Below are 23,128 nucleotides of genomic sequence, written 5' to 3'. Positions count from 1 at the left end.
ACCCTGTGGATGCGATGCCCACCAGGCTCAGTCCCTCCGACCGTCGCTGCGCTGCTGGCGCTTCTTGGTGCGCCTCGTCCGACGATCGACGCAGGCCGCGCACGCCCTCGCCCGGTCTGCCGACGCCGACCGAGAGGCCACTGCCGCGCAGGACGGGCGCGAACAGGCGCAGTTGGCACCGCGGACATCGTTCTCCGCCCCCACTCGAGAATCCGGCCCGCCCGCAGCGAGGGGAACGACGGCCACCTCCCCGTCCGCCTCGGGCGCGGTCATGGCGTCCGGCCCCAAGTGGGCGACCAGCTCGGCGAGTACCTGTCGTGCGAGTATGTTCCAGCCCAGGGCGGTACTGCACTAGCCTGGCCGCATGATCGTCTATCCCCTGTGGCACGTGGGCCACCAGAACGAGGCCGGGCCTGACGGGGCAACCGTGCACATCGACGAGGGTGGCGTCTTCATCGACGAGCAGGATGGCGACAACGTCAAGCTGCTGGGCATCTACTCGACGGAGGAGAAGGCCGAGGAACGCATCGTGCGTGCTCGGCTGCTGCCGGGCTTCCAGAACGAGCCCAAGTGCTTCATCATCGACGCCTACACCTTGGACGAAGACACTTGGGAGGACGGCTTCGTACGCGTCCCTCACGGGGAGTAGCCGGACACGGGACATATCCTGTCGGCGCCAGGTGCTGGTTGTGGCGCCGCTTTCGTGAACGAAGAGGGCAACCGCTCGTGGTCAGAGGGGTTGGAGCCGGGTGTGCAGGAGGCAGAACTCGTTGCCTTCCGGGTCGGCCAGGACGTGCCAGTTCTCGGCGCCGGTCTGGCCGACGTCGACGGGCCTCGCGCCGAGAGCGAGCAGCCGCTCCAACTCGGTGTCCTGGTCTCGGTCGGTGGGGCTGACGTCGATGTGTAGGGGGAGCTTTCCGGTCCGCGGGTTGCTGCTGGGGCTGAGAACGAGCGTGGGCTGCGGGCCGCCGAAGCCGGCGCCGGGCGGCCCGATCTCGATGCTTCCGTCGTCTTCCCGGCCGAGTTCGACGTACCCGAGGACCTTGCTCCAGAATGCGGCGAGCCGGTCGGGGTCGGCGGCGTCAATGACCAGCTCACTGATGCGGCATGCCATGCCCGTCAGTGTATGCAGCGGGCGCCGCGCCACGCGATCGCGTTTTCAGACGGGACGAGTGCTGTCCGCCGCCGGCGTGCGGGTGAGGCTCGGGAAATGACCTTGGACTTGCGCGAGCGAGTCCGTTGCTCCGTGACAGACAACTGCGCCTTCAGACGGTGACTTTGGCTGCGACCCTGGTGAGCAGATTGTGGCGCACGGATGGCCACTCATCCGCGAGTACGCCGTAGTACAGCGAGTCACGACGGGTGCCGTCCTGGCGCACCATGTGGCTTCGCAGCATTCCTTCGTACACCAACCCAAGCCACGTCAAGGCCTGTTGGGACCTCTCGTTGAGGTTGTCGGTGCGCAACGCGATCCTGGCCAGCCCCAGATCGTCGAAGGCGTGCCCGAACAGCAGCAGCTTGGATTCGGCGTTGTAGGGGCCGCCCCGGCAAGAACGAACCCGCGGGTCCGCCGCCTCTCTCCTCAGCCACAGGGGAGGCGGGACTTTCGTTATGTACGTGTGAGACGCGGGTCCGCAGACGGATGGCACACTCCTGCGTGCCATGAAGAGATCCTCAATGAAGAAGCGCCTCAGACCCCTGCTGCTGGCGGCCGCGAGCCTGACCGTGACTGTCGCCGCGAGCGCGTGCGGTCCGGCCAACGAGGCGGCCGTGTCGGCGAAGCCCACGGTCGCCGGCACGGAGCCGTCGACCGGGAGTCCCCTGTCTCCGCAGGCATCGACGAGTTCGCCGGCGGCTTCCCCGGCGCCCGCATCGTCGCGTCCCACCCCGGCCCGCACCACGTCCACGCCTCCACCGAAACAAGCAATCGTCGAGAACACGGCCGCGCCCCGCACGCGCGCCGCCTGGCCCCGTGTCACCTTCGCCCGGTTGACATTCGAGATACCTCCGGACTGGACGCTGACGAAGTACGGCAGCGATGCCTGCGTGCAGCCCGCATACCGAGCCGGGCTGCCCACGACGTTCGGCTGCGCCGGAATCGCCATCAAGTCCGGCTCCATCGCCGGCAACGAACTGCGGCTCTACGAGGCTCGTCAGCCCGGCGGCTGGTACGCGGCCACCGACGTTCAGCCCTGTCCGGTCCGCCCGACCCTCGCGGACGGTTCCTTCAACGGCATCACCAGCGGCACGTCGTCGCCGCCGGTCGAGTCGGGCCTGCGTCCGGTGGGCAGCCGCAAGGCCGCTTACGACCGCTGGACGGCCGCCTGCACGAGCGGCTACCGCTTCTCACCCCAGGCGTGGCACCTGCCCGTCTCCCGGGTGCTGTTCCTGGACTACACGGGGCACGCGGAAACAGCCCGGATGCTGGAGTCGGTCCGCTTCCCCGGCTGATCTTCACCCGGGTCACCGTTGACAGTGGCGCAGGACCGGAACGCGGAGGCAGATTGCGAATCAGGGGCGCTCGCAGCAGGCACCGGGCGTCCCCGACTTCCCTGCATGCCGGCGCCGGACCGGAGTCTGGCGTTGTTCGACACCTTGGCCTCGGCTGACAAGACACTCCACGCCAACCCTGGCAGACACGACGACGTGCCGCCGTTCGAAGTGGACAGCTCGCTGCGGTTCTTCGTCCGGGATCTGGGCTGACACAAGACCGCAGCACTCGCAGAACTCAATGCGCTGGCCGGAACGCGTTCCGGCCAGCGGGGCAGGGGCCGGTCAGATACCGAACGGAGCGGCGTAGTGGTGCGTTCCGGCCGTCGTCGTGCAGCCACATCCTGACCTGCTGAAACCAACAGATCATGGCTGATTCCCGTGAGGTCGTGGGAACAGGTTGGGAACATTCGGCGCTAACCTCCGCGCATGGCGAGCGTAGTTGCACGTAAGAACAGGGCTGGCACGGTCACCAGCTATCAGGTGCGGTGGAGGGACGGCGGCTCGGCGTCTGGTGCCTGGCAGACCGAACGCTTCGACGACGAGGACTCGGCCGGGGTGTTCAAGGAGGCCGTCGACGAGGCCGGGCAGAACTGGCCGCCTGGCTGGGTGAAGGGCAAGGGCCACATCGATCCGGCGGCCGCAGACGGGGCCGAGTTGTGCTATCGCTTCGACCGCTGGGCGCTTGCGTGCATCGAGAACCGTACCGCGGGCAAGCGGCACAAGGTACAGGTTGTCCGTTCGCTGGAGGTGTACATCTTTCCCACCTTCGGCAACTGCGACATCCGTTCTGCCGAGCACTTCAGCAAGGCCACGATCGGGGCCTGGGTCAACCAGATGCTGAAGACGAAGGTCAAACGCGGCTCGAGGATCAAGGACATGTCGCCGCAAACGCTGCGGGGCTTGCACGGCCTGTTGTCGTCGATCCTGAAGGAGGCCATGGTCGCCGAGCCGCCGCTTCGGGACCGTAACCCGTGCGACTTGACCCGGCTTCCGAGTAACGACGACAGGGGTATCGGCGACAACGAGTCGAGCGACGACATGGAGTTCATGACTCCTGATGAGGTCGCCTGCCTCGTCGCGTGTTTCCCTCGGCCCGATGACCGGATGCTCGTGCGGTCGGCGTACGGGAGCGGCATGCGGTGGGGCGAGATCACTGCGCTCGCGGCGCGGCATGCGCGCAACCCGCGGCCCGGCGAATTCAAGCTGCGCGTCACTCGGGCGTGGAAGCGGGTGCCGGGTGAGGGGTGGTTCCTGGGGTCGCCGAAGACGAAGGCGGGGCGGCGGACGGTCGAGATCACGGCTGGGCTGTGGGAGGAACTCCTCAACTACGGGCTTGCCAACCTGAAGATGGATGCGCTGGTCTTCCACAACGGCAGCGGTGGCCGGCTCGCCTACTCGAGCTTTTACGACCGGTGGATTGCAGCGGTCGCCGAGGCCAAGAGGCGCGGGGGACTGCCGGGGTGGAAGTTCCCCACGTTCCACGACTTGAGGCACTCGCACGTTGCGGCTCTACTGTCGGATGGGCACAGCCTGACCTACGTGCAGCGGCGCCTGGGGCACGAGTCGATCAAGACGACCTCGGACCGGTACGGGCATCTGCTGGAATCGGCCCACAAGGCTGCTCTGGAGACGCTCGATCGCGTCATGGGGTACACGTCGCCCGTTGGCCCCGCGCCGACGGAGAACGGCCGTGGGCGCGACGGGAGGCGCTCGGTGTACGTCGCGTACCTTGGTTCGCGGCGGGTTGCCTTCTGGGAGCTGGACGACGCGGAGGGGACGGCGGAGCGCTGGGTGCGTGACCATAGCGGCCCAGTGCACGTGGAGGCGATGACGAGCGATGGGTGGGTTGGCTCCCTGAGCAGGGGGGCCGATGCGGACGGTGCGCTGAGGGCCGTTCGTGCCCAGATGCCTCGCCGCGCCTGGGTGTGGGAAGTGGGCCCGGCTGTGTATGCGGCCGATGGCACGGAGATCGTCACGGATCCGAGCGCGGCGGAGCTGCGCGGCCGGTGGGTGTGGGACTTCGAGGACTCCTACACGGAGGAGCCGAGGCGCCAGGCGGCGCAGTGGCGGCCGGGCGCGACGGCGGAGACGGAGGTACGCGCCTGGGGGCAGGACCGGGCGGCGGTTGAGGCGGCTTATGCGACGGCCCGTGCGGAGGCGCTGCGGATCTGTGCGCTGCACCCTGCACGGGCGTGTGCTGATCAGGCGTGACGCGGCCTCGGGACTGGTGGGCTCGCATGTTGAGGTGTCGCGTATTCGTAGCTGACGTCGGCAGCCCCATGACGCTGAGTCAGCCGTCAGGGGCGGTCGATCGCGGTGGGGTGATCGCGCGGTGAGTGATGCGAGGGTGTTGGCGCGGCCCTGTCGTCGAGCTGACGGCCCGCTACGCCGTGCGGGCGGCCGCGCCGATACAGAGGAGAGCGATAGCCAGCAGGACGTGGGAGCCGATGTCCCAGGGGCGTAGACGCACAGCGCGGGCCACAGGCGTTCCTCGTAGCGGGAGTACCAGACCTCGGTGGGCCGGCACGGCCTCGGGGAGCATCGGTACAGCCGGTTCTCGGTGAGAACGATCGTGGCCGGTGGCACACCGTCAGCCGGTGCGGTGGGTGTTCTGGGAAAGGCCCTCGCACGGGATCCGCGGCCGTTACGGGACCCGGACTCACCGCACCTTGACGAGGATGACGAGGCCCCCTGTTCAGGGCCAAGGGGGAGTGGGCGAACCGTTCGGGTCCAGCCCGTACGGCCACCACCTTCCCTCAATGGAGAGGTGAAATTCGCCGGCGTCGGCGGCCTGGCGGAAGAAGGCTTCGGCGCCCTCCCGGTCCCCGGCCTCCTCTCGCATCCGCGCCAGGTTGAAGAGGGCACCGACGATGCCGTCGTCGGCGGCCTGTCGGCAGAAGGCTTCGGCGCCCTCCTGGTCCCCGGCCTTCTGCCGCAACCACGCAAGCTTGAACAGGGCGTCGGTGTCGCCGGCGTCGGCGGCCTGCCGGAAGAAGGCTTCGGCGCCCTCCCGGTCTCCGGCCTTCTCCCGTAACAACGCCAGCTTGAACAGGGCGTCGGTGTCGCCGGCGTCGGCGGCCTGCCGGAAGAAGGCTTCGGCGTGCTCACCCTGCGGTAGCCACAGCAGTTTGGGCAAGCCGTCGTCCAGGTACCTCCGCACCATTCGCATACTGGCGGACAGGACATCCGTCCCCAAGACGTAGCCGGACTGCCGGAAGAGGTGACGGGCCCACTGCAGGCGGTGCCGCCGGTAGGCAGCGATGGCGAGGTTGTAAAGGTCGTGAGGGTCAGTGAGATGGGCTTGGGCAGCGTGCCAGAACGAGGCGGGCGGGCAGAGCCTTCGGCGAGTGGTGCGACCGTGCTGTTCGAGGTAGTCCGCGAGGCGGAAGACCGGCTTTGACAGTGGGACGGGCGGCGGGGCCTGTGCGGGAACGTGCGGGCGGCGGGTAACGGTGCGGGGGAGGGGGGCTTGTTTGCCGTGGACGGGGTGGGCGAGGGAGGCGAAAGCGGCTTCGGTCCAGTTTTCGGTGAGCTGGTCGTAGTCGACGTCGGTGAGGTAGTCGGTGGCGGCACCGATGAGGAAGGCCTGTGGCAGATGGAGTCCGACGCCGAGGCGGCGGGCATCCATCGCGACCTCCAGCAGGGCCTTGACGGGCGGGCTGCCGTGTTCGTAGCGGCGCATGAGTTCGGGTGCACCAGCGAGGTCCTGGGTGATGCGGCTGTGGGTGCGGGTGAGTGCGTCTGCCATGAACCTGTCGCCGTCATCGGCAAGGGCGGATGCGGCATGGAGTGCTTCCTCGTCGAAATCGTCGGGGACAGTGAGGGTGCGTCCGGTCAGGAGTTCACGGACCCGGCTGAGCGGGTCAGACTCCCCGGCACCCGGCAGGGCCATGTATGAGTCGGCGTACTCGGGCCACAAGGTGCCCAGGACAAGGACCGGCCCGCGGTCTACCTGGGTGAGCAGGGTGTGAAGTGCGGCCGCGATGCGCTTGCCGGCCTGGGGGTGGCCGAGGTAGTGCTGGGCCTCGTTGAGCCACACCACCGTGCGGGGCGCCACACGGTCGAGGTCAGCGAGCGCGGCCTCGGCCCGGGTCGGATCGTGCGGGTGCCACAGCCGCCACCCCTGGGCGGCGAGTGGTTGGACGGCCTCCCAGCACGCCCGCGTCTTGCCGGTCGAGGACGAGCCGACCAGGACCAGCATCCGACTCTGCCCTCCCGCGGCCTCACCCGTTGCTCTGGCCAGTTCCTGGTCATGGGCGCGGCGCACATAGCCGGGCAGCGCCCGCTGCACCCGGGCACCGGAGCTGGCTGAGTCGGCGGCGGTTCCGGCGGGATGGATCTCCAGGTCGTGAGGGTCCCACTGCCCGATCGGCTTGCCGGGCCCCTCGTCTCGCACACTCACAGGGCCGGTCTCGCCTGCCGCGGCCCGCCGCAGTTCCAGCAGCTGTCCGGCCGGCAGGCCCAGTGCGCTGGCCAGCGCCGCGACCGTCGCCGCAGACGGAACAGGACCGCCCGGCTGGAAAGCAGCCTGGACGGTCGTGCGCCCCAGTCCCGTTCGGGCGGCGAGCTGGGTCTTGGTCAGACTCTTGTGAGCCAGTGCGTCTTCCAGCCGCTCGCGCAGTTCGGTGAGCGCCGCTTTGCACTCATCATGTTCCCCGCCCACGTGGCCCCCCGGCGCTGTCTGTTCAACGGTGTTCATCATCGTCCGGCGGGACCACGGCGACCACTGTTTCCCCGACCTTCGGTCACATCAACGTCCCGCCCTCTCCGGGGAGATCGCCGTGAACCGCATTGCCATCGTCCTGCTCGCCGCCGCCTTGGTCGTCGCGCTCGCGCTCTTGGCGGGCGTAGCCGCGGGCATACTTGCCCGCCTCGACGGAGCCACGTACCCCGCCGCCCTCATGCGTGCCGCCACCACTTTCGCCGCCGTCCTTACCCTCGCCGCCGCCGTCACCGGAGCACTCGCCCAGCTATTCCCCTGAGCCTGGGGGTCGAGACTGGTGGCTCGCATGTTGAGGTATCGCGTATTCGCCAACGGCACGAGCAGATCGTGACTGTGTGTCGGGGTCCTGCGGCATTGCATTCGCGGATCACGGTGCACGGCCCAGGGAGTATCGGCGCAGCCGCCTGCGCCGAGATTGATCACGAGGTCTAACCGTGGATCTCCGTGTTCGAGTGGGGCGGGGTCTGGAGGCGTTCGCGGAGGTCGATCCTGGCCCGATGGCCACGTCTGCCGCACCTGCTACGACAAGGCCCTCCAGGTTCGCGGCATCTGCCCCGGTTGCGGCGACGAGTGCGCGCTTCCTGGCCTGCGGCCCAGCGACGGCAGACGGATCTGCTCCGACTGCGCAGGCTTCATGAATGTCTTACCGATGCTCTCGCTGCGGAATGGAGGACAAGCTCTACCGCGCACAGCTCTGCACTCGATGCGCCATCGCCGACCGGCTCGACGAGCTGCTGGACGACGGAACGGGCCGCATCCGTCCCGAATTCCACCCGCTGGCCGCCTAGCTCCTGGCCATGGACCGCCCGCTGTCTGGCCTTGCCTGGGCCACGAACCGGGACTGCGAGGGGGATGATCCGCTCATGCGCATACGACGAGAGGTCCGCTGGGTCCTGTGGGGGCTGTGGCTTGCGTGTCTGGTGTTCTCCATCTGGTTCATCGCGGAGGTGATCGAGGTGATCACGCTATTCCTGCAGGCCGAATCCTGGTGATGCGGCCGGGGCGCGAGCGCCTGACTAGGCCCGTGACCTGGACGTTTTCGGTGCGGTCAACACGGTTCCGGTGAGGCACGGCGCCTCAACCAAGGGAGCTGATCAGCCGTTCACCGACCCGAGCCTGCTGTCCACGGACACGGCCGCGTCCTTCTGGGTGGACATCTGATGTCCTTGTGCGTGGACACCTGATCTCCCTCTGCGATGTGACTTTTCGTCCCTCAGCCGGGTTAAAGGACCTGTCCGGCCGATCGTGCATGTCGTTAGGGTGGCCCGCGTGGAGGGGGGCCGGATGAGTGCAGTGGAGATGAGCCGCGCGGAGGCGGTCGCGCTGGTGCAGCGGATCATGGATGCGGACTACGCCTCCGAGGAGGAGGTGGACGGCTGGCTGGACAGGCTCGACAGAGCCCTGATGTGTCCGTCCGGCCATGTCAGCGACTTGATCTTCTGGCCGCCAGAGCGGGAGCTTTCGGCCGACGAAGTCGTCGATTCGGCCCTGGCGTATCGGCCGATCGCCCTGTGAAGCCGACGCACTTCAACGTCCCTCCGGTGGATTGGTCTCAATGCCAGGCAGCACTGAGCCAACCGCCGGGGGGATCATTTGTTCGGAACCGACACGAATGGGTCCACGGAGAGGGAGATCAGCTGTCCGCAGTCAGGGAGCTGTCCTGTCCGCCTACAAGGATCTTGCGCTGTCTGCTCTCACCTGCCTCTGCGAGCCCGGGTCGCGGGGAGCATCGTTCTGCTTTACGCCCAGCCGCGTCGTCCGCCTCACGCTGGACGACATCACCCGCGCCGAACAGCAGAACCTTCTCCGGCTCGGCGAGCCGTCGTCCCCCGTTCCCGAACCGCTCGCGGAACTCCTGTGACGCTGGATCCGCAGCCAGGACAACATGAACACCGCGACCAACCAGGCCTGCCGGCGGCTATTCCCCGGCCGTCGGGCCGGGCAACCGCTCCACCCCGACGTCCTTGCGGCCCTCCTCAACGACCTCGGCATTCCCACCACCGCCGGCCGTGCCGCTGTGATCCGGCAGCACGTGCTGGAGATGCCAGCCCCGGTCGTCGCGGAGGCTCTGAGCTACCGCCGGGTTACCACGGCCAAGCTGGCCTCTGAGGCCGGAGGCACCTGGAGCCGATACGCCTCCGGAGACCACTGGCGGGTCACCTCCAGGCTGGACCCCTCGGGGAACTGGTGGCAGTTGAATACGCGAGTTCACCAGTAGACCGAGGCCGGAAGATGGCGTGAGCCCCGAGCTCGTCCTGGCAGCCGTGTGATCGATGGGCAACCATCCCTGCGACCTGATGGTCATGTCCGTGCCACCCGCGTACGGGGTGGGCATTGTCAGCTCCGCCTCGGGACGTTCCTGAGGCGCTGGAACATGGGGGATACGCCTTCATGCATCACCGCACCACCGTGGCAGGCTTCGCCGGGGCCCTCGCCGTGTCCGCGCTCACGATTCCGGCGGCCGCCCAGGCGGATGACTTCTCGGGCGACATCAGGATCACGAAGGTGGTCGTCAACGGAGGGAAGGACATCGTCCTGGGGACCACGGACGTGAAGACGTTCACCATCGCGGTGACCGCCACGGACGACTCGGGCATCGAGGTCGGAAGTACCTTCCCGGTCATGTGGCACACGCCCCTCCCGAACGGCGACTCTTACGGTCTCGTGGTGCCCGACAACATTGCGGGCAAGTGCGTGCGCCAGAGCTTCACCACGACCACCTGCACCTACACGCTGAAAATGAATCCGCGCATCCACCCCCAGGACAACACCACGGCCGGGACCTGGACCGTGAGAGCCCACGCCCTGGCCAACGACGGTGACTACATAACCAAGGATTCCGCCGCCAAGGCGAAGGTCCTGCGCAACTCCAGGCTGACGGTCAACGCCTCGCCGGAACCGGCGAAGAAGAACAAGACGATCACCGTCACGGGCGCCCTGACCCGCGCCAACTGGGAGACCTACAAGTACGGGGGCTACACCAAGCAGCCGGTGAAGCTCCAGTTCAAGAAGAAGGGCACCAGCACCTACAAGACCCTCAAGACCGTCACGACGGACAGCAAGGGCAACCTGAGGACGACGACGAAGGCCACGGCGGACGGCTACTTCCGCTACTCCTTCGCAGGCACGTCCACCACCCCGGCGGTCGCCTCCGCGGCAGACTACGTCCACGTGAAGTAACCCTCGGGAGGGTCATCTATCCTCCAGCAAGCGCAGAAGGCTCAGGCCGGAGACCCTTCGGTCTGGGCCTTCTTGCGCCCTGGCTGTTTCCCGGCCGGCAGGCCGGTGAGCCGCTGCATCCCTTCGCGCTCTCCAAGTTGATCGACGATCTCGGCGTCCCCCAAGACTGCCAGCCGCACCGCAGCAATCCGAAAGCAGGCCCTGGGACGTCCGCCTCCGTCGCCACCCTTGTCTGCCACCGCGTCCTCACACCCCGCTTCGCATCCGAGTTCGGTGGAATCAGGAACCAGCGTGCCTCCGGAGACCACACACGGTCATCAATAGGGTGGGTTCCATTGAATTGGCGCCAGTTGAATACGCGAGCCCACCAGTGCCAAGGCCGTGACGGCCGGGGGCCCGAAGAAGCAGGGCCCCATGTCTTTCGGTGTCTGTGCTGACTGGGGGCGGGCCTACTTCCCGCCGAGGAGGCAGAGGTCGAGAAGTTTGGGCACTTCGACGCAGATGCCCTTCTTCCCGCTGTCCTGGTCGTTCTCCTCGGCAGGCGGGCTGGGCGGCTGCAGGGCGGGGGCGGAAGTAGATGCGGGGGTTGCGTGCACTGCGGGCGGGACTGCGGGCGGCGGGTCGGCGGGGGCCTGCGGTGTTGCGTCCGGGGTGGCTGCGGGCGTCGTCCCAGCGTCGTCCTCGGTGGCTGGTGCCGTGGTGCTGGCGGGGTCGGATGCCTGGCTGGGGCTGGCTGGCGATTCGAGGTCGCCCTCGTCGAGGGGCTCTTCTGCTGTCGTGTCGTAGACGGACAGCATGTCGTCCTTGCTCGGCGGGGTGCCGCTGACTGGGGCGGCTTCCGGTGAGACTGCGGGCGTTGCACCGTCGGGGCCGCCCGGGGTGGGCGTGGCGTTGCTGCTGGAGGGCATGAGGAGCGCCACGGTGGTGCCGGCGGCCGCGACGACTCCCGCAGCGGCTGTCACGGTGGCGGCGCGGTGGTGCTTCCATACCTGGCGGGACCGGCCGCGCAGTGAGTGGATGATCGCGACGACGCCGCCGCCGATGTACAGCGTCAGGTGCCGCTTGCGGCGGACGGGTTCTGGTTCGTCCCCGCTGACAGGTGATGGGGGTCTCGCCTGGGCTGCTGTGATCCGGGCGATCTTTTCGGCTGCAAGCTCGGCGCGGAGTTGTGTGATGAGTGCTTCGTGTCTGGTGTGGGATCGGTATAGCAGGACGAGCGCCGTGATTGTCGCGCCCAGGAGACCCGCCAGCAGCATGTCGTTCACTGTGCCCCCTTCGGTGATCACAGGGGCATAGTTGTGTGCCTGGAGCAACATTTGTGTTGCCTATGTGAAAACTTTACTGCCGCGTGATCTTATTCACCCGGCCGAGCGGTGGCGGCGAACGTCCATGCGGTCAGGGGTAGTTGGTGGCGGCATCGAGCGGCCGACGCGCCGTAGTACCTCGTCCTGCGCCTCCGGGGGGAGGGTGGTGAAGAGTTTCGCGATGGCGTCGATATGGGGGTCGTCCGTGTACGGGCTGCCCGGCTCTGCCGACGTTTCGGCGATCTCCCGGAGTATCTCGGCTGCGTCCTCGCGGCCTGCGCCGATGAGCTGTTCGGGAGTGACACCGGCGACGAGGGCCATCCGGGCCAGCGTGTCGGCGGGGGCGCGGACGGGAATGCGTGAGCCGCTGACGGACTGGTAGCCGCTGGTGATCTGCCGCCACCGGGCATCACTGATGCCCGCCTGCTCGGCCGCCTTGCGCGCGGAGAGTCGGCGGAGCTTGAGGCCCGCCTTGATGAGCGCGCCCTCCGCGGGGGGCTTGGGTCTCGCATCCATGCCAAAGAGCTTCGCATAACTACGCACAAGTACGCCATGACCGTCGGGGCTTACGGGAGCACTTGGGCGCATTTTTGTGTAACTTCGCACTACTAGCTACTTCGCGCGTAGCTTCTTGCACTACGCAGAACTACGCGCTAGTTTGCAATCATGAACCACCCGCCCCAACGGCGCAGGCGGCTCTCCCCGCTTGATCATGCGCCGGCCGCAGTGACCTTCGCCCGCGAGAACGCCGGACTGACCAAACGGGCTCTGGCTGAGGAGTTGGGCATCAGCGAGCAGCTGATGAACGACATCGAGGCCGGTCGCCGCAACGTGACCCCGGCCAACCTCCGGAAGCTGATCGAGGTCCTGAACTGCCCGAAGGCCGTCCTGCAGGGCCGTGCTGTGACCGCCTGGTCGCGCACGCACTGCGAATGCGCCGTGGTGCAGAACTGCGACTACGACGAGGCCGCCGCGAAGCTGAAGATCAAGCGGCGGTGGCTTGAGGACAACATCAGCCGCCTTCCGCACCAGAAGTACGGCAAGAACGAGGCCGTCTTCTGCGACTGCGACCTGCGGATCGTCCAGGCCATGCATGCGGTCCTGCCGCCCGACGCGGAGGCCGTCATCAACCCGCCCGAGCAGACACCGGCGGAACCGACCCACCCCGCTACCGCGCCCGACGTCCTGCCGCTGGCCGCGATCAAGCCCGCCAAGGGCCGGCGACGCGAGCCCGTCCCGCTGTGACGGCGGCGGGGCCGCCGAGACCACTGCCCGGTCCCGACAGCCCCGCAACGCACCAGGCACCTCAATCCACGAATCGAGGGAACCTTGAGCAAGAGTATCTACGACTTCCCCGACGGGCGGGAGTTGGCACTCGCCAGGCTCGACGCCCGTACGGACCGCTCCGGTCTCTGCTGGCTCTGGACCGGTAGCACCGCCGCGGGCTACGGAAAATTCAAGATTCGGGGCGTCCAGCTGTACGCCCACCGGTCTTCGTACGAGGCGCACGTCGGCCCAATCCCTGGGGGCCTGTTCATTCTGCACTCCTGCGACAACAGGCTGTGCGTCAAGCCGGAGCACCTGCGGCCGGGCACCCCTCTGGAGAACATGCAGGACCGCGACCAGCGTGGCCGCAACGGGCATAGTTCCAAGACCCACTGCCGGAACGGCCACCGCTACACCAAGGTCAACGCCCAGGTGAAGAATGGCAAGCGGCGGTGCCTCACCTGCAAGCGAGCTGCGGCCCGAGAGTGGTGGCGGAAGAACCACGGGGCTGGTGGTGCGCGATGACCACTGCCCCCACCCCCGCACAGGCCGCCTCCGCGGCTCTGGCTCAGCTCCTTGCCCGGCACCCCGAACTCGACCGGCTCGTCTGGACGGTTGGTGAGACCCCGGGAGTCCTCAAGGGGTTCCAGGTCACCGAGACCGGCACCGGCGAGATCATCGACCTGTGTGCTCAGGTGATGGGCGGCACGGTCGCCCGTTCCGTCCTCGACCGTAGCGGCGACCGGCAGGGCATCGCCCAGCTCGTCACCGGCTACGACGGTGTGCCCGTGGAGGTGTGGGCCAGCTATCTGCTGCCCGGCGCGGACGGTCTGACCAGCACCGAGCTGTATGACCTGCTCGTCGGCCGCCCCCTGGGGACCGTGGCCGTCCTCCCCGGAGGTGGCGGGTGAAGAACGTCCTGATCCAGGTGATCCCGGGCCTGATGGCCCTCTGCTTCCTTCTCCTCGCGGTCTCCGTCGTGTTCAGCCGCACTGAGACCGACAGGTCGGCGCAGGGAGTGCCGATCCCGCCCGTGCTCAAGGGCAGTGACGCCCCGTGTCTCCGGCACAGCGCGAAGGACTGCGGGCACTGCTCGAAGCTGCGGCACCCCTCGCAGGTGCGCACCCGCCGCGCCATCACGGCCGGGCTGATCGGTCCCCGTCGGTCCCCGGAGAACGGAGTCCGTCGATGAGGAGGTATCTGCAGGCCGACCACAAGGCCGTTGCCGCCAACGCCCGGCAGACGCCGGGAGCTTGGATCCTGGCGGCGATCTACGACGCCCGGATGACCGGCCAGAGCGTGGCCCGCATGGTCCGCAACGGGACGACGGCCGCCTACCGGCCGGCTGAATCGTTCGATGCGTACGAGGCCGTGCACGACGGCGGTTCGGTCGTATGGGTGCGGTATGTGGCCGGGCTCGACGTCGCGCCGATGCCGGACACCGTGACCGTGCGCGTGCCCGACTACGGCACCCAGCCCGGCTACGAATGTGTCTGCATCCGCACGGTGGACATCTCCTCGCGCTGCCGGAGGTGCGGCGCCCCGCGCGGCCCGATCCGCTCGCACACCTTCGTCAAGGACGGAGACCGTCTGGTCTGCGACGTCTGGGAGAACGACTGCGGCCACCAGGACGACTACCGCTTCGTCCTGGCTGAGGCCCGCGTGCTCGCGGAAGGGAACCGGACCCAGCGGGCCAAGTCGCCGAAGAAGCCGCTGATCCGAGGCGTCGAGGGCGGCAGGTATGCGGCCGCTGTCGACCTGATCGCGGAGCTGTACCGGGAGAAGCCGAGTCTGCGCGCGCTGCGGGTGCTGCCGCACGTCGAGGCGCACGGGCTCATGGAAGCGGCGCAGGTGATCCGCTACTTCGTCGGCGACTCCGCCACCGGCCCGCACACCTCGGCGCGGGCGGCGGCCCTCCACCTCATCGAGCTGGACGAGGAGACCCGCAGGGCTGCCGAGGCGGAGCAGACCGAATGGCAGGACGGCCCGATCGGCTGCGGCCGCGAAGCCACCCACACCACGGGGGACAACCAGTGATCGACATGCGAGACCGTCAGACGGAGACACCGGCGTCCGGTCGGCCGGACGCCCCGGCCGCTCGCCTCATCCTGCCCAACGGGGCCTCCCGGGAGGACTGGGAGAAGGAACGACGCCTCGGCATCGGCGGCTCCGACGTCGCCGGGATCCTCGGCCTGGCCGGGAAGTACAACAGCCCGCGCCGGGTGTTCGAGGAGAAGCACGGCCGCTCGACTTTCACGGACAGCGAGCCTGCCGAGATCGGCCGTGAGATCGAGGACTTCATCGCGATGATGTTCTCGAAGCGGTCCGGCCACCAGATCGCCATGCCGCCCGGCACGCTGCAGAACATCGAGCGGCCGTGGATGCGGGCGAACGTCGACCGGTATGTGGTCGACGAGAGCGGGGCCGTGGTCCTGGCCCCGCTGGAGTGCAAGAACCGCAGCGAGTACCAGATCGACGACTGGGAGGACGGCGTCCCGGACGCCCCCGCGATCCAGTGCTACTGGTACATGGCCGTTGGCGGCTGGGACCACGGCTACGTGGCCGCGCTCGTCGGCGGCAACAAGCTCCGCTGGCACCGCCTTGAGCGCGACGAGGACATCATCGGCGAGCTGGTCGAGCACTGTGAGGGCTGGTACCAGCGGCACATCGTCGAGGGGTTCCCGCCGCCCGCTGACGCCCTGGAAGACACCACGAACCTCCTCGCCCGGCTGTGGGAGGTCACTCCCGAGTCGGTCGCCGAGGTCGACGCCGACACGGCGAAGAAGCTGCTCGACGACCACGCGCGCCTGGCGGCGCGGGCGAAGGCAGCGCAGGACGAGGTGCGCCTGGTCGAGAACGAGATGCGCCTGATCGCGGGCGAGAACGAGATCGTCAAGGACTCCGACGGCAAGGTCGTCTGGACGAACAAGCAGAACTCGGTGTTCGCCCCTAAGCGGTTCCGGGAGGAGCGGCCCGACCTGGCTGCTCGGTTCACGCACCAGGTCGACGCCCTCGACATGGACCGGCTCAAGACCGAGGAGCCCGACGTCTACCGCAAGTTCCGGGCCCGGCAGCTCCGCCCGACCAAGCCGACGAAGCCCAAGGCCAAGAAGGGCGCCTGACCATGACGATCACACTCAAGGACCGTATCCGCGCTGCCCGTTCGGTCAGCTCGGCCCCCGACGAGCAGCACGACCAGGCGCCCGACGCTCCCGCCGAGCTGACCGAGGTCAAGGGCCACGAGCAGGTCGTACCGCCCATGAGTAAGACCGTCATGGCCTGGCTGATGCGGTACGAGTCGGAGTTCGACGAGGCCCTTCCGGCGCACATCGACCGCTCCGCGTTCTTCGCGGCCGTACGGGCGGTGCTGCCGCGCCTCGCCAAGTGCACGCCGGCGAGCACCCTCCAGGCCTTGCTGACCTGCGCCCGCTTCGGCCTCATCCCGGACGGGAAGCACGCCGTCATCAAGCGCGAGGGCGTACTCGCCGTGTTCGTGCCGATGGCGCAGGGCTTCATCGACCTGATGTACCGGTCCGGCGCGGTCGATTCGGTACACGTCGGGGAGATCCGCGAGCACGACGAGTACCGCTACGTGCCGACCGCCCCGGCCCCGGACGACTTCGTGCACGAGCCGGACCTGCGGAAGACGAAGGCGCAGCGCGGCGAGGTGATCCTCTGCTACGCCTTCGCCTGGCTCAAGGGCGGTGCCCGCTCCCAGGTCATCATCCTCAGCCGCGAGGACGCCGAGGAGATCCGCGACCAGTACAGCCAGGCGTACCGGGACGCGGAGACGGCCGGGACGGCTGACTCGTTCTGGCACACCGACTTCCTGGCCATGTGGCGCAAGTCGGGTGTCCGTCGCCTGGCGAAGGTCGTCCCCATGTCCGCCGAGCTGGCCGCGCTGGTGAAGGCGGACAACGCCGGCGAGGCCGGAGAGGCGCAGATCCTTCACGTTCCGGACCCGGAGGCCGCGCGGCTGCTCGCCGAGGCGGAGCGCGCCCACGCGGCGGCGGAGGCGTCGCAGGACGTTCCCGCCTCGAAGCACACCCGACCGAAGTCCTTCAAGAAGAGCAGCCAGCACCGCAACCAGCCCCGCCGACAGTCGCGGGCTGCCCGCCGAGGACGGAGGGCAGGGAAGTGAGGCAGACGTGGACGTGGCTTGACCGGTCCCTCGTCGGGTTCGACACGGAGACGACGGGCGTGAACGTCGACGCGGACCGCATCGTGTCCGCCAGCGTGGTGCGCTGGGGCGGCGGGCAGATGACCGAGGCCCGCAACTGGCTGTCGGACGCGGGCGGGATGGAGATCCCGGCCGAGGCGACGGCCGTGCACGGCATCACGACGGAGCGGGCCCGCGCTGCGGGCCGCCCGGCCGCCGCGGTGGTCGAGGAGATCATCGCGGCCCTGGCCGCCCACTCCGACGCCGGGCTGCCCATCGTGGCGATGAACGCCCAGTTCGACCTGACCCTGCTGGAGCGTGAGGCCGCCCGGTACGGCCTGCGCGGACTGTTCGGGCGGTCGGTGCCGCTCGTCCTGGACCCGCGCGTACTGGACAAGCACGTCACGCCGTACCGCAAGGGCAAGCGGAACCTCGCCGCCCTGTGCACGTATTGGTGCGTCAAGCTCGACGGCGCGCACAACGCGGAGGCCGACGCGAAAGCGGCGTGCTCGGTGGTCTCGAAGATCGCCCGCCGCTTCCCGTGGCTGACGAGCGTGGACCTCGGCGACCTCCACGAGCGGCAAGTCCACTGGGCCCGCGCCCAGACCGCCGACTTCCGCCGCTACCTGGCCAGCGTCGGCGGGGACGTCGACCTGACCCTGTTCGACTGGCCGCTGCTCCCGGCCCCGGTGCCGGGCGACGTCTGGTGACCGGCCACTTCGATGCTGCCGCTCGGGTCTTCGGACCCGGGCGCCGGCCCGCCCTCGACCTGGTCGCGGCGTTCGAGGCCGGTCAGGTCGACGTCGCTCAGATCCATCACTGCCCGGCAGAGGACAGGGAGACCGCGCACGCCGTGAGCGTCGACGGCACCCGCCGCTGCTGGAACTGCGACCACATCACGGCAGGTACCGCATGAGCTACGACGAACCCTTCCACGAGCCGTTCGGCCCGCAGTACGTACGCCCGCCGCAGGGCCCCTGTCCGAACTGCCCGTGCTGTACCGCCGCGTTGTGCGAGCGGGGCCGGGCGAGCGTCCTGGAGTGCGCCGGGCATGCCGGGGACGAGCACAAGGCGACGGTGCGGCACTGCCCGTGCTCGGCCGAGTCGACGCGGGGCACGCTGGCGTGGCGGGCGGCGATGATCCGCGCGGTCACCGCGGGCACGGAGAAGCCGCTGCTGCCCGACGCTGAGGCGCTGCTGCGGTCCCTGGCCGCCGGCGAGCCGTTGACCGACCCGGCGGGGCTGTTGCCGCAGCTGACCGTGCGCCGCTATGCCGCCTTCGAGGAGTGCCGGCCGGTCGTCACCGAGTTCGGCCGTGCCTACCTGGCTGCCCGTACGGAGCCCCGCACGGCCACCCCGGTCGTGGTCCACGACGTCGACCAGAAGGCACGCACCGCGCGCGTGGTCGTCGTCGCCTACAGCACCGAGACGCCGGTGACGGTGCCGATGGACCAGCTGGCAACCGGCTACACCGGCCTGACCGCCGACCGGCTGCCCGGCAAGGTCCTGCACGCCGAGGTCAACACGCAGGTCGACGACCCCGACGACATCGTGCTCACCCGCGTCCGCAACCCGCAGCTCCCGCCTCCCCCCTTCAAGCCGGGCGGATTCATCACCGGACTGCTGTCCACGACCGGCACCGGGCAGGCCGGGGGCGAGGAGTGACCGTGTCGGCGGCCCGTCCGGGCGACCGGGAGCGGGCTGAGCGGATCCTCCAGTTCCTCGCCCCCGACGCGGCCCAGTCGTGGGGGCGGGTCATCCCCGGTGTGCCGCACAGCAAAGGGCGGCCGCGGTTCGACACGGACGGCCACGCGTACACGGCGAAGGAGGACAGGGACGCCGAGAAGGCGACCGCGCTGCATCTGCGGCGCTGGTTCCGGCTGCCGCTGACCGGGAACGTGGCGCTGGGCTGCGTGTTCTTCCGGCACAACATGCAGTCGATCGACACCGACAACCTCATCAAGCACGTCTGCGACGCCGGGAATCGCATCGTGTGGGTCGACGACTCGCAGATCACCGCGAAGTACGGGGAGATCCAGCTCGACGCCGAGCACCCGCGGACCATCCTCGTGATGGCCCCGCACGTCTCCACGATGCTGCGCGGCACGGACAACGTCCGTCCCTGCACCGGCTGCGGGCTCCCCTTCCAGCCGAGCCGGAAGACGCAGAAGTTCCACAACGTCGAGTGCTTCCGCGAGCACCGTGCAAGGGCGGCGGTGTCGTGACGGCGAGCTGGGAGAGGATCGCGGCCGCCCTGGGAGCGGGACGCCTGTCGGATCTTGAGCTGGCCGGTCAGCTGGGCTGCAAGCCATGCGTGGTGGCCCGGGTCCGTCATGAGCTGGGTCAGCCGGCGTTCCCGGCGCCCGAGTGCCCGGCGCCCACGCGGTCGGCCCGGATGGCGGCCGAGGAATGCTTCGAGGAGAACGCGGTCGTCATCGCGGGCGGCCACGTCACGTGGCGGGGCCGGACCACGATCCACGGAGTCCCGATCGTCGACCCGTTCGTCACGGCGGCCCGAGTGGCGTTCCGCGCGCACCACGGCCGTGAACCGGAGGGGCAGGTACGCACCACCTGCGAGGTCAAGCACTGCCTTGCCGGGGGGCACCTCGCGGACCGGGTCATGCGCGAGCTGGCGCGAGGTGACAGGAGGGCGCTGGATGCCTGCCTGTGAGTCGTCAGCGGCGAAGTGGGAACGGGTGGCCCGCGCCCTGAAGGAGGGGCACGTCTCGAACATCGAGGTCGCCCGGCAACTGGGCGTGCGCAAGGAGTTCGTCCGGGAGGTCCGCGCGGACCTCGGGATCGCCCCGTTCCGGATGCTCCGGCGCCATTGGACCGTCGTCGACTTCGAGGCGCTGTCGGTGCCGGTCGACGGCGGCCACCGCCGGTGGCTCGGCCGGTTCTCCACGTCGAACGTGCCGATGGCCGGCCAGTCGCAGACCGCGTACCAAGTGGCGTTCCGCCTGCTTCACGGGCGGGAGCCACTGGGCCGCTGTGAGGGCACCTGCACGCGGAAAGCCTGCGTGGCCGGCGAGCACCAGGAGGACGACGTCATGCGGGCCGCGCAGCCCGGACGGCTCAGCTATCAGGGCATGGACCTGGTGGCGATCCGTCAGGCGCTGCTCGGCAAGCCTCCGTACCCGCCCCTGCGGCTGGAGGAGAAGCGGATGGCGTTCCGGCTGGCTGACCCCGCGCTCGGGGTCGTCGCCAGGGGCGTGCCGGTGGTGGGACTGGCGCGGCGGCTGGGCTGCTGCGACCAGACGATCCGCCGGTGGCGTGACGAGGGGGTCCCGGCGTGAACCCGGACCTGCTGCTGCTGTGGTTCGACCTCGCTGAGGCCGTGGACGCGGCGGTGTCCCGTGCGCACCTGTGGGGGCCGCTCGTCGCGGCTCTCGTCGTGCTCCTCGTCGCTGCCCGGGTGGCCTCGCGCCGTGTCCGGACACGCGTCCGGACACGGTCCGCCGCCCACCCGACCCGCCGTCACTCCAAGCCGCTGACCAGCCCGGACACGTGTCCGGACACGTCCGGACCCGACTCCCGAGGAGGTTGATGATGCGCACTAGCCACGACGCTCCGACAGCGCCCGCCCGGCCCGACTGGTGGGGCGACCACGGCGCATGCCTGGAGCACGACCCGAACCTGTTCTTCCCGGAGAACTGGCGCGCCGGCCCCGGCAAGCTCGACGCCATCGCCGCCAAACGGGTCTGCTACCGCTGCCCCGTCATCACGCCGTGCTTGCACGGCGCCCTCGAGCGCCAGGAGCCGATCGGTATCTGGGGCGGCCTCGACCCTGACGAGCGGCTCGGACTGACGCGGCGCCGCGCACGGGGCGGGGGAGAGGAGGACCCGGATGCCGCCCAGCCGGAAGAACTCCTCACGGCCTGACCCGCCACCCGCCGGCCTCCTCGACTGGACCGCCCGCGCCCACTGGTCCGACAACGCCAAGTCGTGCCGGTACTGCCAACGCCCGACCTGGCTGCGCGACAGGTCCGGCAAGCCCGCACACAAGGTGTGCGCCGAGGCCGCCATCGCCCAACAAGCCCAGGAATACGCCGAGGCCTGGGAGAACGAAAGGTTCGGAACCCAGTGAACAGCCGACTCGAAGGCGCCGACCGCACCAAGACCGCACTGAAGATGCAGGGCCGCTACTACGCCGGCTCGTCCATCCGGAACCTCGCGGACAGCACCGGCTGGTCGTACGGCACCGTCCGCAATCTCCTCATCTCCGTCGACACCGAATTCCGCAAGCGCGGAGGCGTCAAGGGCGTCGGGCCTAAGCGGAACCGGCCACAGAAGCCCTGACCCCGGACCGCCCGGGACGGCACCCCTACGGCCGTCCCGGGCCCAACCCTGCCCGGAGCAACCCCCCATGAGCACGACCCTCGCCGCGCCGCCCCCCGGCGCGCGGCTCTACCACGGCGGCTTCCCCGGCCTGCGGCCCGGAGACCTCATCGAGCCGCACCCGCCCGCCGTCGTCGACGGCTGCCGCATCTGCGAGGCCCGCGCCGCCGGCGAGGACCCGATCGTCCCCGGCCTCGGCGTCGTCGACCCGGCTACCAGGCACCCCGACCGCGTGTACGTCACCAGCGACCGCGAGTACGGACGCTTCCACGCGTCCAAGGTGTGGCTCGGGGACCTGTACCAGGTCGGGCCGGTCGGCGACCTTGTCGCGTCCACCGAGGATCACTGGCCGACCTGGACGTGCCAGGCCGCCCGCGTCGTCGCCGTCGTCTCCCGGGCCGTGAGGCTCACCGACCGGCAGCGCCGCACCTTGCTGAACAAGTGGGAGCGGCGCGACGAGGCCGCGGCCCTCGCACGGCTCGCCGGCGGGCGGCAGACCGGATGACCGGAACCAGAGCGCAGACACACAGTGCGGGGACAGCCCTGGTTGGCTGCCCCCGCCTCGACGTGCCTGCCCGCCGGTCAGTCTTCGTTGGCCTTGCGCCGGCTCGTGACAGTTGGCTCCCGCAGACGCTCCACATCGGCGGCTCGGGCGATGCGGCGGATGGTCTCGTAGCTCACGTCGGTCGCTGCGGCGACCTCCTTGGGCTTCATGCCGTCTTCGACCAGGGCGCGGACGACGGCCTTGGCGAAGGTCTCGGCGCCTTCCTTGCGGATGGCGTCGGCCCTTCGTTCAGCGGCCTCCTTTGCCGCCACAGCCTCTTCCAAGCGGGTCACAGGGGTCTCCTCGGGCATGAACTGATCTTCCCACAGGGCGTTGGCCACAGCCGGCTTGGCCTCGTGGGTGTGTGCGCGACCCATTACACACCCATAGCCAACATTAAGGTTGGCCAAATGCTATGTTGGCTATGTGTTGATCATTGCCACTTACCTGGCGATCAGCCCAATGCGTGTGCCTGCCCGAAGGAGTTGGAAATGTCAGTGCCCGCGCGCCTGCGCTTCGAGGTGCTGCGCCGAGACGGCTTCCGATGTCGGTACTGCGGAGTCACCGCGGCCGATGCCGAGCTGACCGTCGACCACGTCACACCGATCGCACTCGGCGGCGCTGATGCCCTCGACAACCTCGTCACGGCCTGCGGGCCGTGCAACAACGGCAAGACCAGCACCGCACCCGACGACGTCGTGATGGCCGCCTTGGAGGCCACCAAGCCCTTGGTGACCACGGGCTTCCAGCGGACGGTGTGGGGCCTGCTCGCAGAGAACTCGGCAACGGACCTGCACCAGCCCTACGACCCGGCCGCTGACCCGTTCTGGCAGCAGCAGGTCTTCGGCGGCTGGGCGTACGGCTGGATCGGCGACTACCCGGACGCGGATCCCGAGCCCGCCGAAGCGGAGAGGTCGGCAGCGCGGAAGTCGGTGGAGGAGATCGTCCACCTCGGCTACTCGCCGCCGCTCCTGTGGGCCGCTGCCGTCCGGACCGGCGCCCAGAAGTCCACCGACCTGGCGCCGGTCGCGCTCGCCCTCCACGAGGCCGTCATGGCCGAGCTGAAGCGGTTCCGCGAGCAGCAGGCCGCCTGACCCCTTCAACCCAGAGAGAAGCACGTG

General features: G+C 69.1%; 34 protein-coding genes and 1 pseudogene. 29 read left to right on the top strand and 6 right to left on the bottom strand.

The window, feature by feature from the left end:
- Positions 1 to 364: 364 nt before the first annotated feature.
- Complete coding sequence (locus tag ACIQMV_RS19605; protein WP_402594194.1) at positions 365 to 649, top strand: hypothetical protein; 285 nt, start codon at positions 365 to 367, stop codon at positions 647 to 649.
- Between the two features lie 81 nt (positions 650 to 730).
- On the opposite strand, the gene ACIQMV_RS19600 is transcribed toward ACIQMV_RS19605, so the two are convergent.
- Both ACIQMV_RS19600 and ACIQMV_RS19595 read right to left on the bottom strand, forming a co-directional pair.
- Positions 731 to 1,114, bottom strand: a complete 384-nt coding sequence (locus ACIQMV_RS19600) for a VOC family protein (RefSeq protein ID WP_402594193.1) — start codon at positions 1,112 to 1,114, stop codon at positions 731 to 733.
- Between the two features lie 151 nt (positions 1,115 to 1,265).
- Positions 1,266 to 1,940 carry a GNAT family N-acetyltransferase gene (locus tag ACIQMV_RS19595; RefSeq protein WP_402594191.1) on the bottom strand — a complete coding sequence of 225 codons (675 nt, stop codon included), beginning with the start codon at positions 1,938 to 1,940 and terminating at the stop codon, positions 1,266 to 1,268.
- Between the two features lie 49 nt (positions 1,941 to 1,989).
- Between ACIQMV_RS19595 and ACIQMV_RS19590 the strand changes: the two genes are divergently transcribed.
- From ACIQMV_RS19590 to ACIQMV_RS19580, 3 genes and pseudogenes are all read left to right on the top strand, one after another.
- Positions 1,990 to 2,451, top strand: a complete 462-nt coding sequence (locus ACIQMV_RS19590; protein WP_402594189.1) for a hypothetical protein — start codon at positions 1,990 to 1,992, stop codon at positions 2,449 to 2,451.
- Positions 2,452 to 2,574: 123 nt separating this feature from the next.
- Positions 2,575 to 2,703: pseudogene (locus ACIQMV_RS19585) on the top strand (alpha/beta hydrolase); the annotation flags it as partial.
- 216 nt (positions 2,704 to 2,919) lie between these two features.
- On the top strand, positions 2,920 to 4,704 hold the full coding sequence (locus ACIQMV_RS19580) for a tyrosine-type recombinase/integrase (RefSeq protein ID WP_402594187.1): 1,785 nt from the start codon (positions 2,920 to 2,922) through the stop codon (positions 4,702 to 4,704).
- 484 nt (positions 4,705 to 5,188) lie between these two features.
- Here the strand turns inward: ACIQMV_RS19580 and ACIQMV_RS19575 are convergent, their stop codons facing one another.
- Complete coding sequence (locus ACIQMV_RS19575) at positions 5,189 to 7,195, bottom strand: tetratricopeptide repeat protein (protein ID WP_402594185.1); 2,007 nt, start codon at positions 7,193 to 7,195, stop codon at positions 5,189 to 5,191.
- 79 nt (positions 7,196 to 7,274) lie between these two features.
- On the opposite strand from ACIQMV_RS19575, the gene ACIQMV_RS19570 reads away from it, so the two are divergent.
- The 6 genes from ACIQMV_RS19570 (at position 7,275) to ACIQMV_RS19545 (ending at position 10,396) form a co-directional block, all read left to right on the top strand.
- Complete coding sequence (locus ACIQMV_RS19570; RefSeq protein ID WP_402594183.1) at positions 7,275 to 7,475, top strand: hypothetical protein; 201 nt, start codon at positions 7,275 to 7,277, stop codon at positions 7,473 to 7,475.
- 406 nt (positions 7,476 to 7,881) lie between these two features.
- Positions 7,882 to 8,004 (top strand): hypothetical protein, encoded by a 123-nt coding sequence (locus ACIQMV_RS19565; protein ID WP_402594181.1) that lies wholly within the window; start codon positions 7,882 to 7,884, stop codon positions 8,002 to 8,004.
- A 75-nt stretch (positions 8,005 to 8,079) separates the two neighbouring features.
- Positions 8,080 to 8,208 (top strand): hypothetical protein, encoded by a 129-nt coding sequence (locus ACIQMV_RS19560; RefSeq protein WP_402594179.1) that lies wholly within the window; start codon positions 8,080 to 8,082, stop codon positions 8,206 to 8,208.
- A 292-nt stretch (positions 8,209 to 8,500) separates the two neighbouring features.
- Positions 8,501 to 8,731, top strand: a complete 231-nt coding sequence (locus tag ACIQMV_RS19555; RefSeq protein WP_402594177.1) for an e9imm peptide — start codon at positions 8,501 to 8,503, stop codon at positions 8,729 to 8,731.
- A gap of 370 nt (positions 8,732 to 9,101) precedes the next feature.
- Entirely contained in the window at positions 9,102 to 9,434 is a 333-nt protein-coding gene (locus ACIQMV_RS19550; protein ID WP_402594176.1) for a hypothetical protein, read from the top strand.
- Positions 9,435 to 9,607: 173 nt separating this feature from the next.
- Positions 9,608 to 10,396, top strand: coding sequence for a calcium-binding protein (locus ACIQMV_RS19545; protein ID WP_402594174.1), 789 nt, complete (start codon positions 9,608 to 9,610; stop codon positions 10,394 to 10,396).
- 449 nt (positions 10,397 to 10,845) lie between these two features.
- On the opposite strand, the gene ACIQMV_RS19540 is transcribed toward ACIQMV_RS19545, so the two are convergent.
- Both ACIQMV_RS19540 and ACIQMV_RS19535 read right to left on the bottom strand, forming a co-directional pair.
- Positions 10,846 to 11,712, bottom strand: a complete 867-nt coding sequence (locus ACIQMV_RS19540; RefSeq protein WP_402594172.1) for a hypothetical protein — start codon at positions 11,710 to 11,712, stop codon at positions 10,846 to 10,848.
- A 42-nt stretch (positions 11,713 to 11,754) separates the two neighbouring features.
- On the bottom strand, positions 11,755 to 12,216 hold the full coding sequence (locus ACIQMV_RS19535) for a hypothetical protein (RefSeq protein ID WP_402594171.1): 462 nt from the start codon (positions 12,214 to 12,216) through the stop codon (positions 11,755 to 11,757).
- A gap of 150 nt (positions 12,217 to 12,366) precedes the next feature.
- On the opposite strand from ACIQMV_RS19535, the gene ACIQMV_RS19530 reads away from it, so the two are divergent.
- The 18 genes from ACIQMV_RS19530 (at position 12,367) to ACIQMV_RS19445 (ending at position 21,968) form a co-directional block, all read left to right on the top strand.
- Complete coding sequence (locus ACIQMV_RS19530) at positions 12,367 to 12,945, top strand: helix-turn-helix domain-containing protein (protein WP_402594169.1); 579 nt, start codon at positions 12,367 to 12,369, stop codon at positions 12,943 to 12,945.
- Positions 12,946 to 13,029: 84 nt separating this feature from the next.
- Positions 13,030 to 13,491 (top strand): HNH endonuclease signature motif containing protein, encoded by a 462-nt coding sequence (locus ACIQMV_RS19525; protein WP_402594167.1) that lies wholly within the window; start codon positions 13,030 to 13,032, stop codon positions 13,489 to 13,491.
- Positions 13,488 to 13,877 (top strand): hypothetical protein, encoded by a 390-nt coding sequence (locus tag ACIQMV_RS19520; RefSeq protein ID WP_402594166.1) that lies wholly within the window; start codon positions 13,488 to 13,490, stop codon positions 13,875 to 13,877. The genes ACIQMV_RS19525 and ACIQMV_RS19520 overlap by 4 nt, the downstream gene beginning before the upstream one ends.
- Positions 13,874 to 14,158 carry a hypothetical protein gene (locus tag ACIQMV_RS19515; RefSeq protein WP_402594165.1) on the top strand — a complete coding sequence of 95 codons (285 nt, stop codon included), beginning with the start codon at positions 13,874 to 13,876 and terminating at the stop codon, positions 14,156 to 14,158. The genes ACIQMV_RS19520 and ACIQMV_RS19515 overlap by 4 nt, the downstream gene beginning before the upstream one ends.
- Entirely contained in the window at positions 14,155 to 15,003 is an 849-nt protein-coding gene (locus tag ACIQMV_RS19510) for a hypothetical protein (protein ID WP_402594163.1), read from the top strand. Before ACIQMV_RS19515 ends, ACIQMV_RS19510 begins: the two co-directional genes overlap by 4 nt.
- A 5-nt stretch (positions 15,004 to 15,008) precedes the next feature.
- A complete protein-coding gene (locus ACIQMV_RS19505) occupies positions 15,009 to 16,088 on the top strand; it encodes a YqaJ viral recombinase family protein (protein ID WP_402594161.1) in 1,080 nt (359 codons plus the stop codon).
- Positions 16,089 to 16,090: 2 nt separating this feature from the next.
- Complete coding sequence (locus ACIQMV_RS19500) at positions 16,091 to 17,107, top strand: RecT family recombinase (RefSeq protein ID WP_402594159.1); 1,017 nt, start codon at positions 16,091 to 16,093, stop codon at positions 17,105 to 17,107.
- Positions 17,104 to 17,835 carry an exonuclease domain-containing protein gene (locus ACIQMV_RS19495; RefSeq protein ID WP_402594158.1) on the top strand — a complete coding sequence of 244 codons (732 nt, stop codon included), beginning with the start codon at positions 17,104 to 17,106 and terminating at the stop codon, positions 17,833 to 17,835. Before ACIQMV_RS19500 ends, ACIQMV_RS19495 begins: the two co-directional genes overlap by 4 nt.
- Positions 17,832 to 18,041 (top strand): hypothetical protein, encoded by a 210-nt coding sequence (locus ACIQMV_RS19490; protein ID WP_402594156.1) that lies wholly within the window; start codon positions 17,832 to 17,834, stop codon positions 18,039 to 18,041. The genes ACIQMV_RS19495 and ACIQMV_RS19490 overlap by 4 nt, the downstream gene beginning before the upstream one ends.
- Entirely contained in the window at positions 18,038 to 18,790 is a 753-nt protein-coding gene (locus ACIQMV_RS19485; protein WP_402594154.1) for a hypothetical protein, read from the top strand. Before ACIQMV_RS19490 ends, ACIQMV_RS19485 begins: the two co-directional genes overlap by 4 nt.
- Positions 18,791 to 18,792: 2 nt before the next feature.
- Positions 18,793 to 19,350 carry a RusA family crossover junction endodeoxyribonuclease gene (locus tag ACIQMV_RS19480; RefSeq protein ID WP_402594152.1) on the top strand — a complete coding sequence of 186 codons (558 nt, stop codon included), beginning with the start codon at positions 18,793 to 18,795 and terminating at the stop codon, positions 19,348 to 19,350.
- The gene (locus ACIQMV_RS19475) at positions 19,347 to 19,796 is read left to right on the top strand and encodes a hypothetical protein (RefSeq protein ID WP_402594150.1); all 450 of its coding nucleotides are present in this window, start codon (positions 19,347 to 19,349) and stop codon (positions 19,794 to 19,796) included. The genes ACIQMV_RS19480 and ACIQMV_RS19475 overlap by 4 nt, the downstream gene beginning before the upstream one ends.
- Entirely contained in the window at positions 19,783 to 20,421 is a 639-nt protein-coding gene (locus ACIQMV_RS19470; protein ID WP_402594149.1) for a hypothetical protein, read from the top strand. The genes ACIQMV_RS19475 and ACIQMV_RS19470 overlap by 14 nt, the downstream gene beginning before the upstream one ends.
- A complete protein-coding gene (locus ACIQMV_RS19465) occupies positions 20,418 to 20,672 on the top strand; it encodes a hypothetical protein (RefSeq protein ID WP_402594147.1) in 255 nt (84 codons plus the stop codon). Before ACIQMV_RS19470 ends, ACIQMV_RS19465 begins: the two co-directional genes overlap by 4 nt.
- Before the next feature lie 2 nt (positions 20,673 to 20,674).
- Positions 20,675 to 21,007 carry a WhiB family transcriptional regulator gene (locus ACIQMV_RS19460; RefSeq protein WP_402594145.1) on the top strand — a complete coding sequence of 111 codons (333 nt, stop codon included), beginning with the start codon at positions 20,675 to 20,677 and terminating at the stop codon, positions 21,005 to 21,007.
- The gene (locus ACIQMV_RS19455; protein WP_402594143.1) at positions 20,973 to 21,212 is read left to right on the top strand and encodes a hypothetical protein; all 240 of its coding nucleotides are present in this window, start codon (positions 20,973 to 20,975) and stop codon (positions 21,210 to 21,212) included. The genes ACIQMV_RS19460 and ACIQMV_RS19455 overlap by 35 nt, the downstream gene beginning before the upstream one ends.
- Positions 21,209 to 21,424, top strand: coding sequence for a helix-turn-helix domain-containing protein (locus ACIQMV_RS19450; protein ID WP_402594142.1), 216 nt, complete (start codon positions 21,209 to 21,211; stop codon positions 21,422 to 21,424). Before ACIQMV_RS19455 ends, ACIQMV_RS19450 begins: the two co-directional genes overlap by 4 nt.
- A 67-nt stretch (positions 21,425 to 21,491) precedes the next feature.
- A complete protein-coding gene (locus tag ACIQMV_RS19445; RefSeq protein WP_402594141.1) occupies positions 21,492 to 21,968 on the top strand; it encodes a hypothetical protein in 477 nt (158 codons plus the stop codon).
- A gap of 77 nt (positions 21,969 to 22,045) precedes the next feature.
- Here the strand turns inward: ACIQMV_RS19445 and ACIQMV_RS19440 are convergent, their stop codons facing one another.
- Positions 22,046 to 22,318 carry a hypothetical protein gene (locus tag ACIQMV_RS19440; protein WP_402594139.1) on the bottom strand — a complete coding sequence of 91 codons (273 nt, stop codon included), beginning with the start codon at positions 22,316 to 22,318 and terminating at the stop codon, positions 22,046 to 22,048.
- 180 nt (positions 22,319 to 22,498) lie between these two features.
- On the opposite strand from ACIQMV_RS19440, the gene ACIQMV_RS19435 reads away from it, so the two are divergent.
- Complete coding sequence (locus ACIQMV_RS19435; protein WP_402594138.1) at positions 22,499 to 23,101, top strand: HNH endonuclease; 603 nt, start codon at positions 22,499 to 22,501, stop codon at positions 23,099 to 23,101.
- Positions 23,102 to 23,128: the final 27 nt, after the last annotated feature.

It is taken from the genome of Streptomyces sp. NPDC091412 (assembly GCF_044756885.1).
In the GTDB taxonomy this organism is placed as follows: Bacteria; Actinomycetota; Actinomycetes; order Streptomycetales; family Streptomycetaceae; genus Streptomyces.
This window is presented reverse-complemented; position numbering and strand designations above follow the sequence as displayed.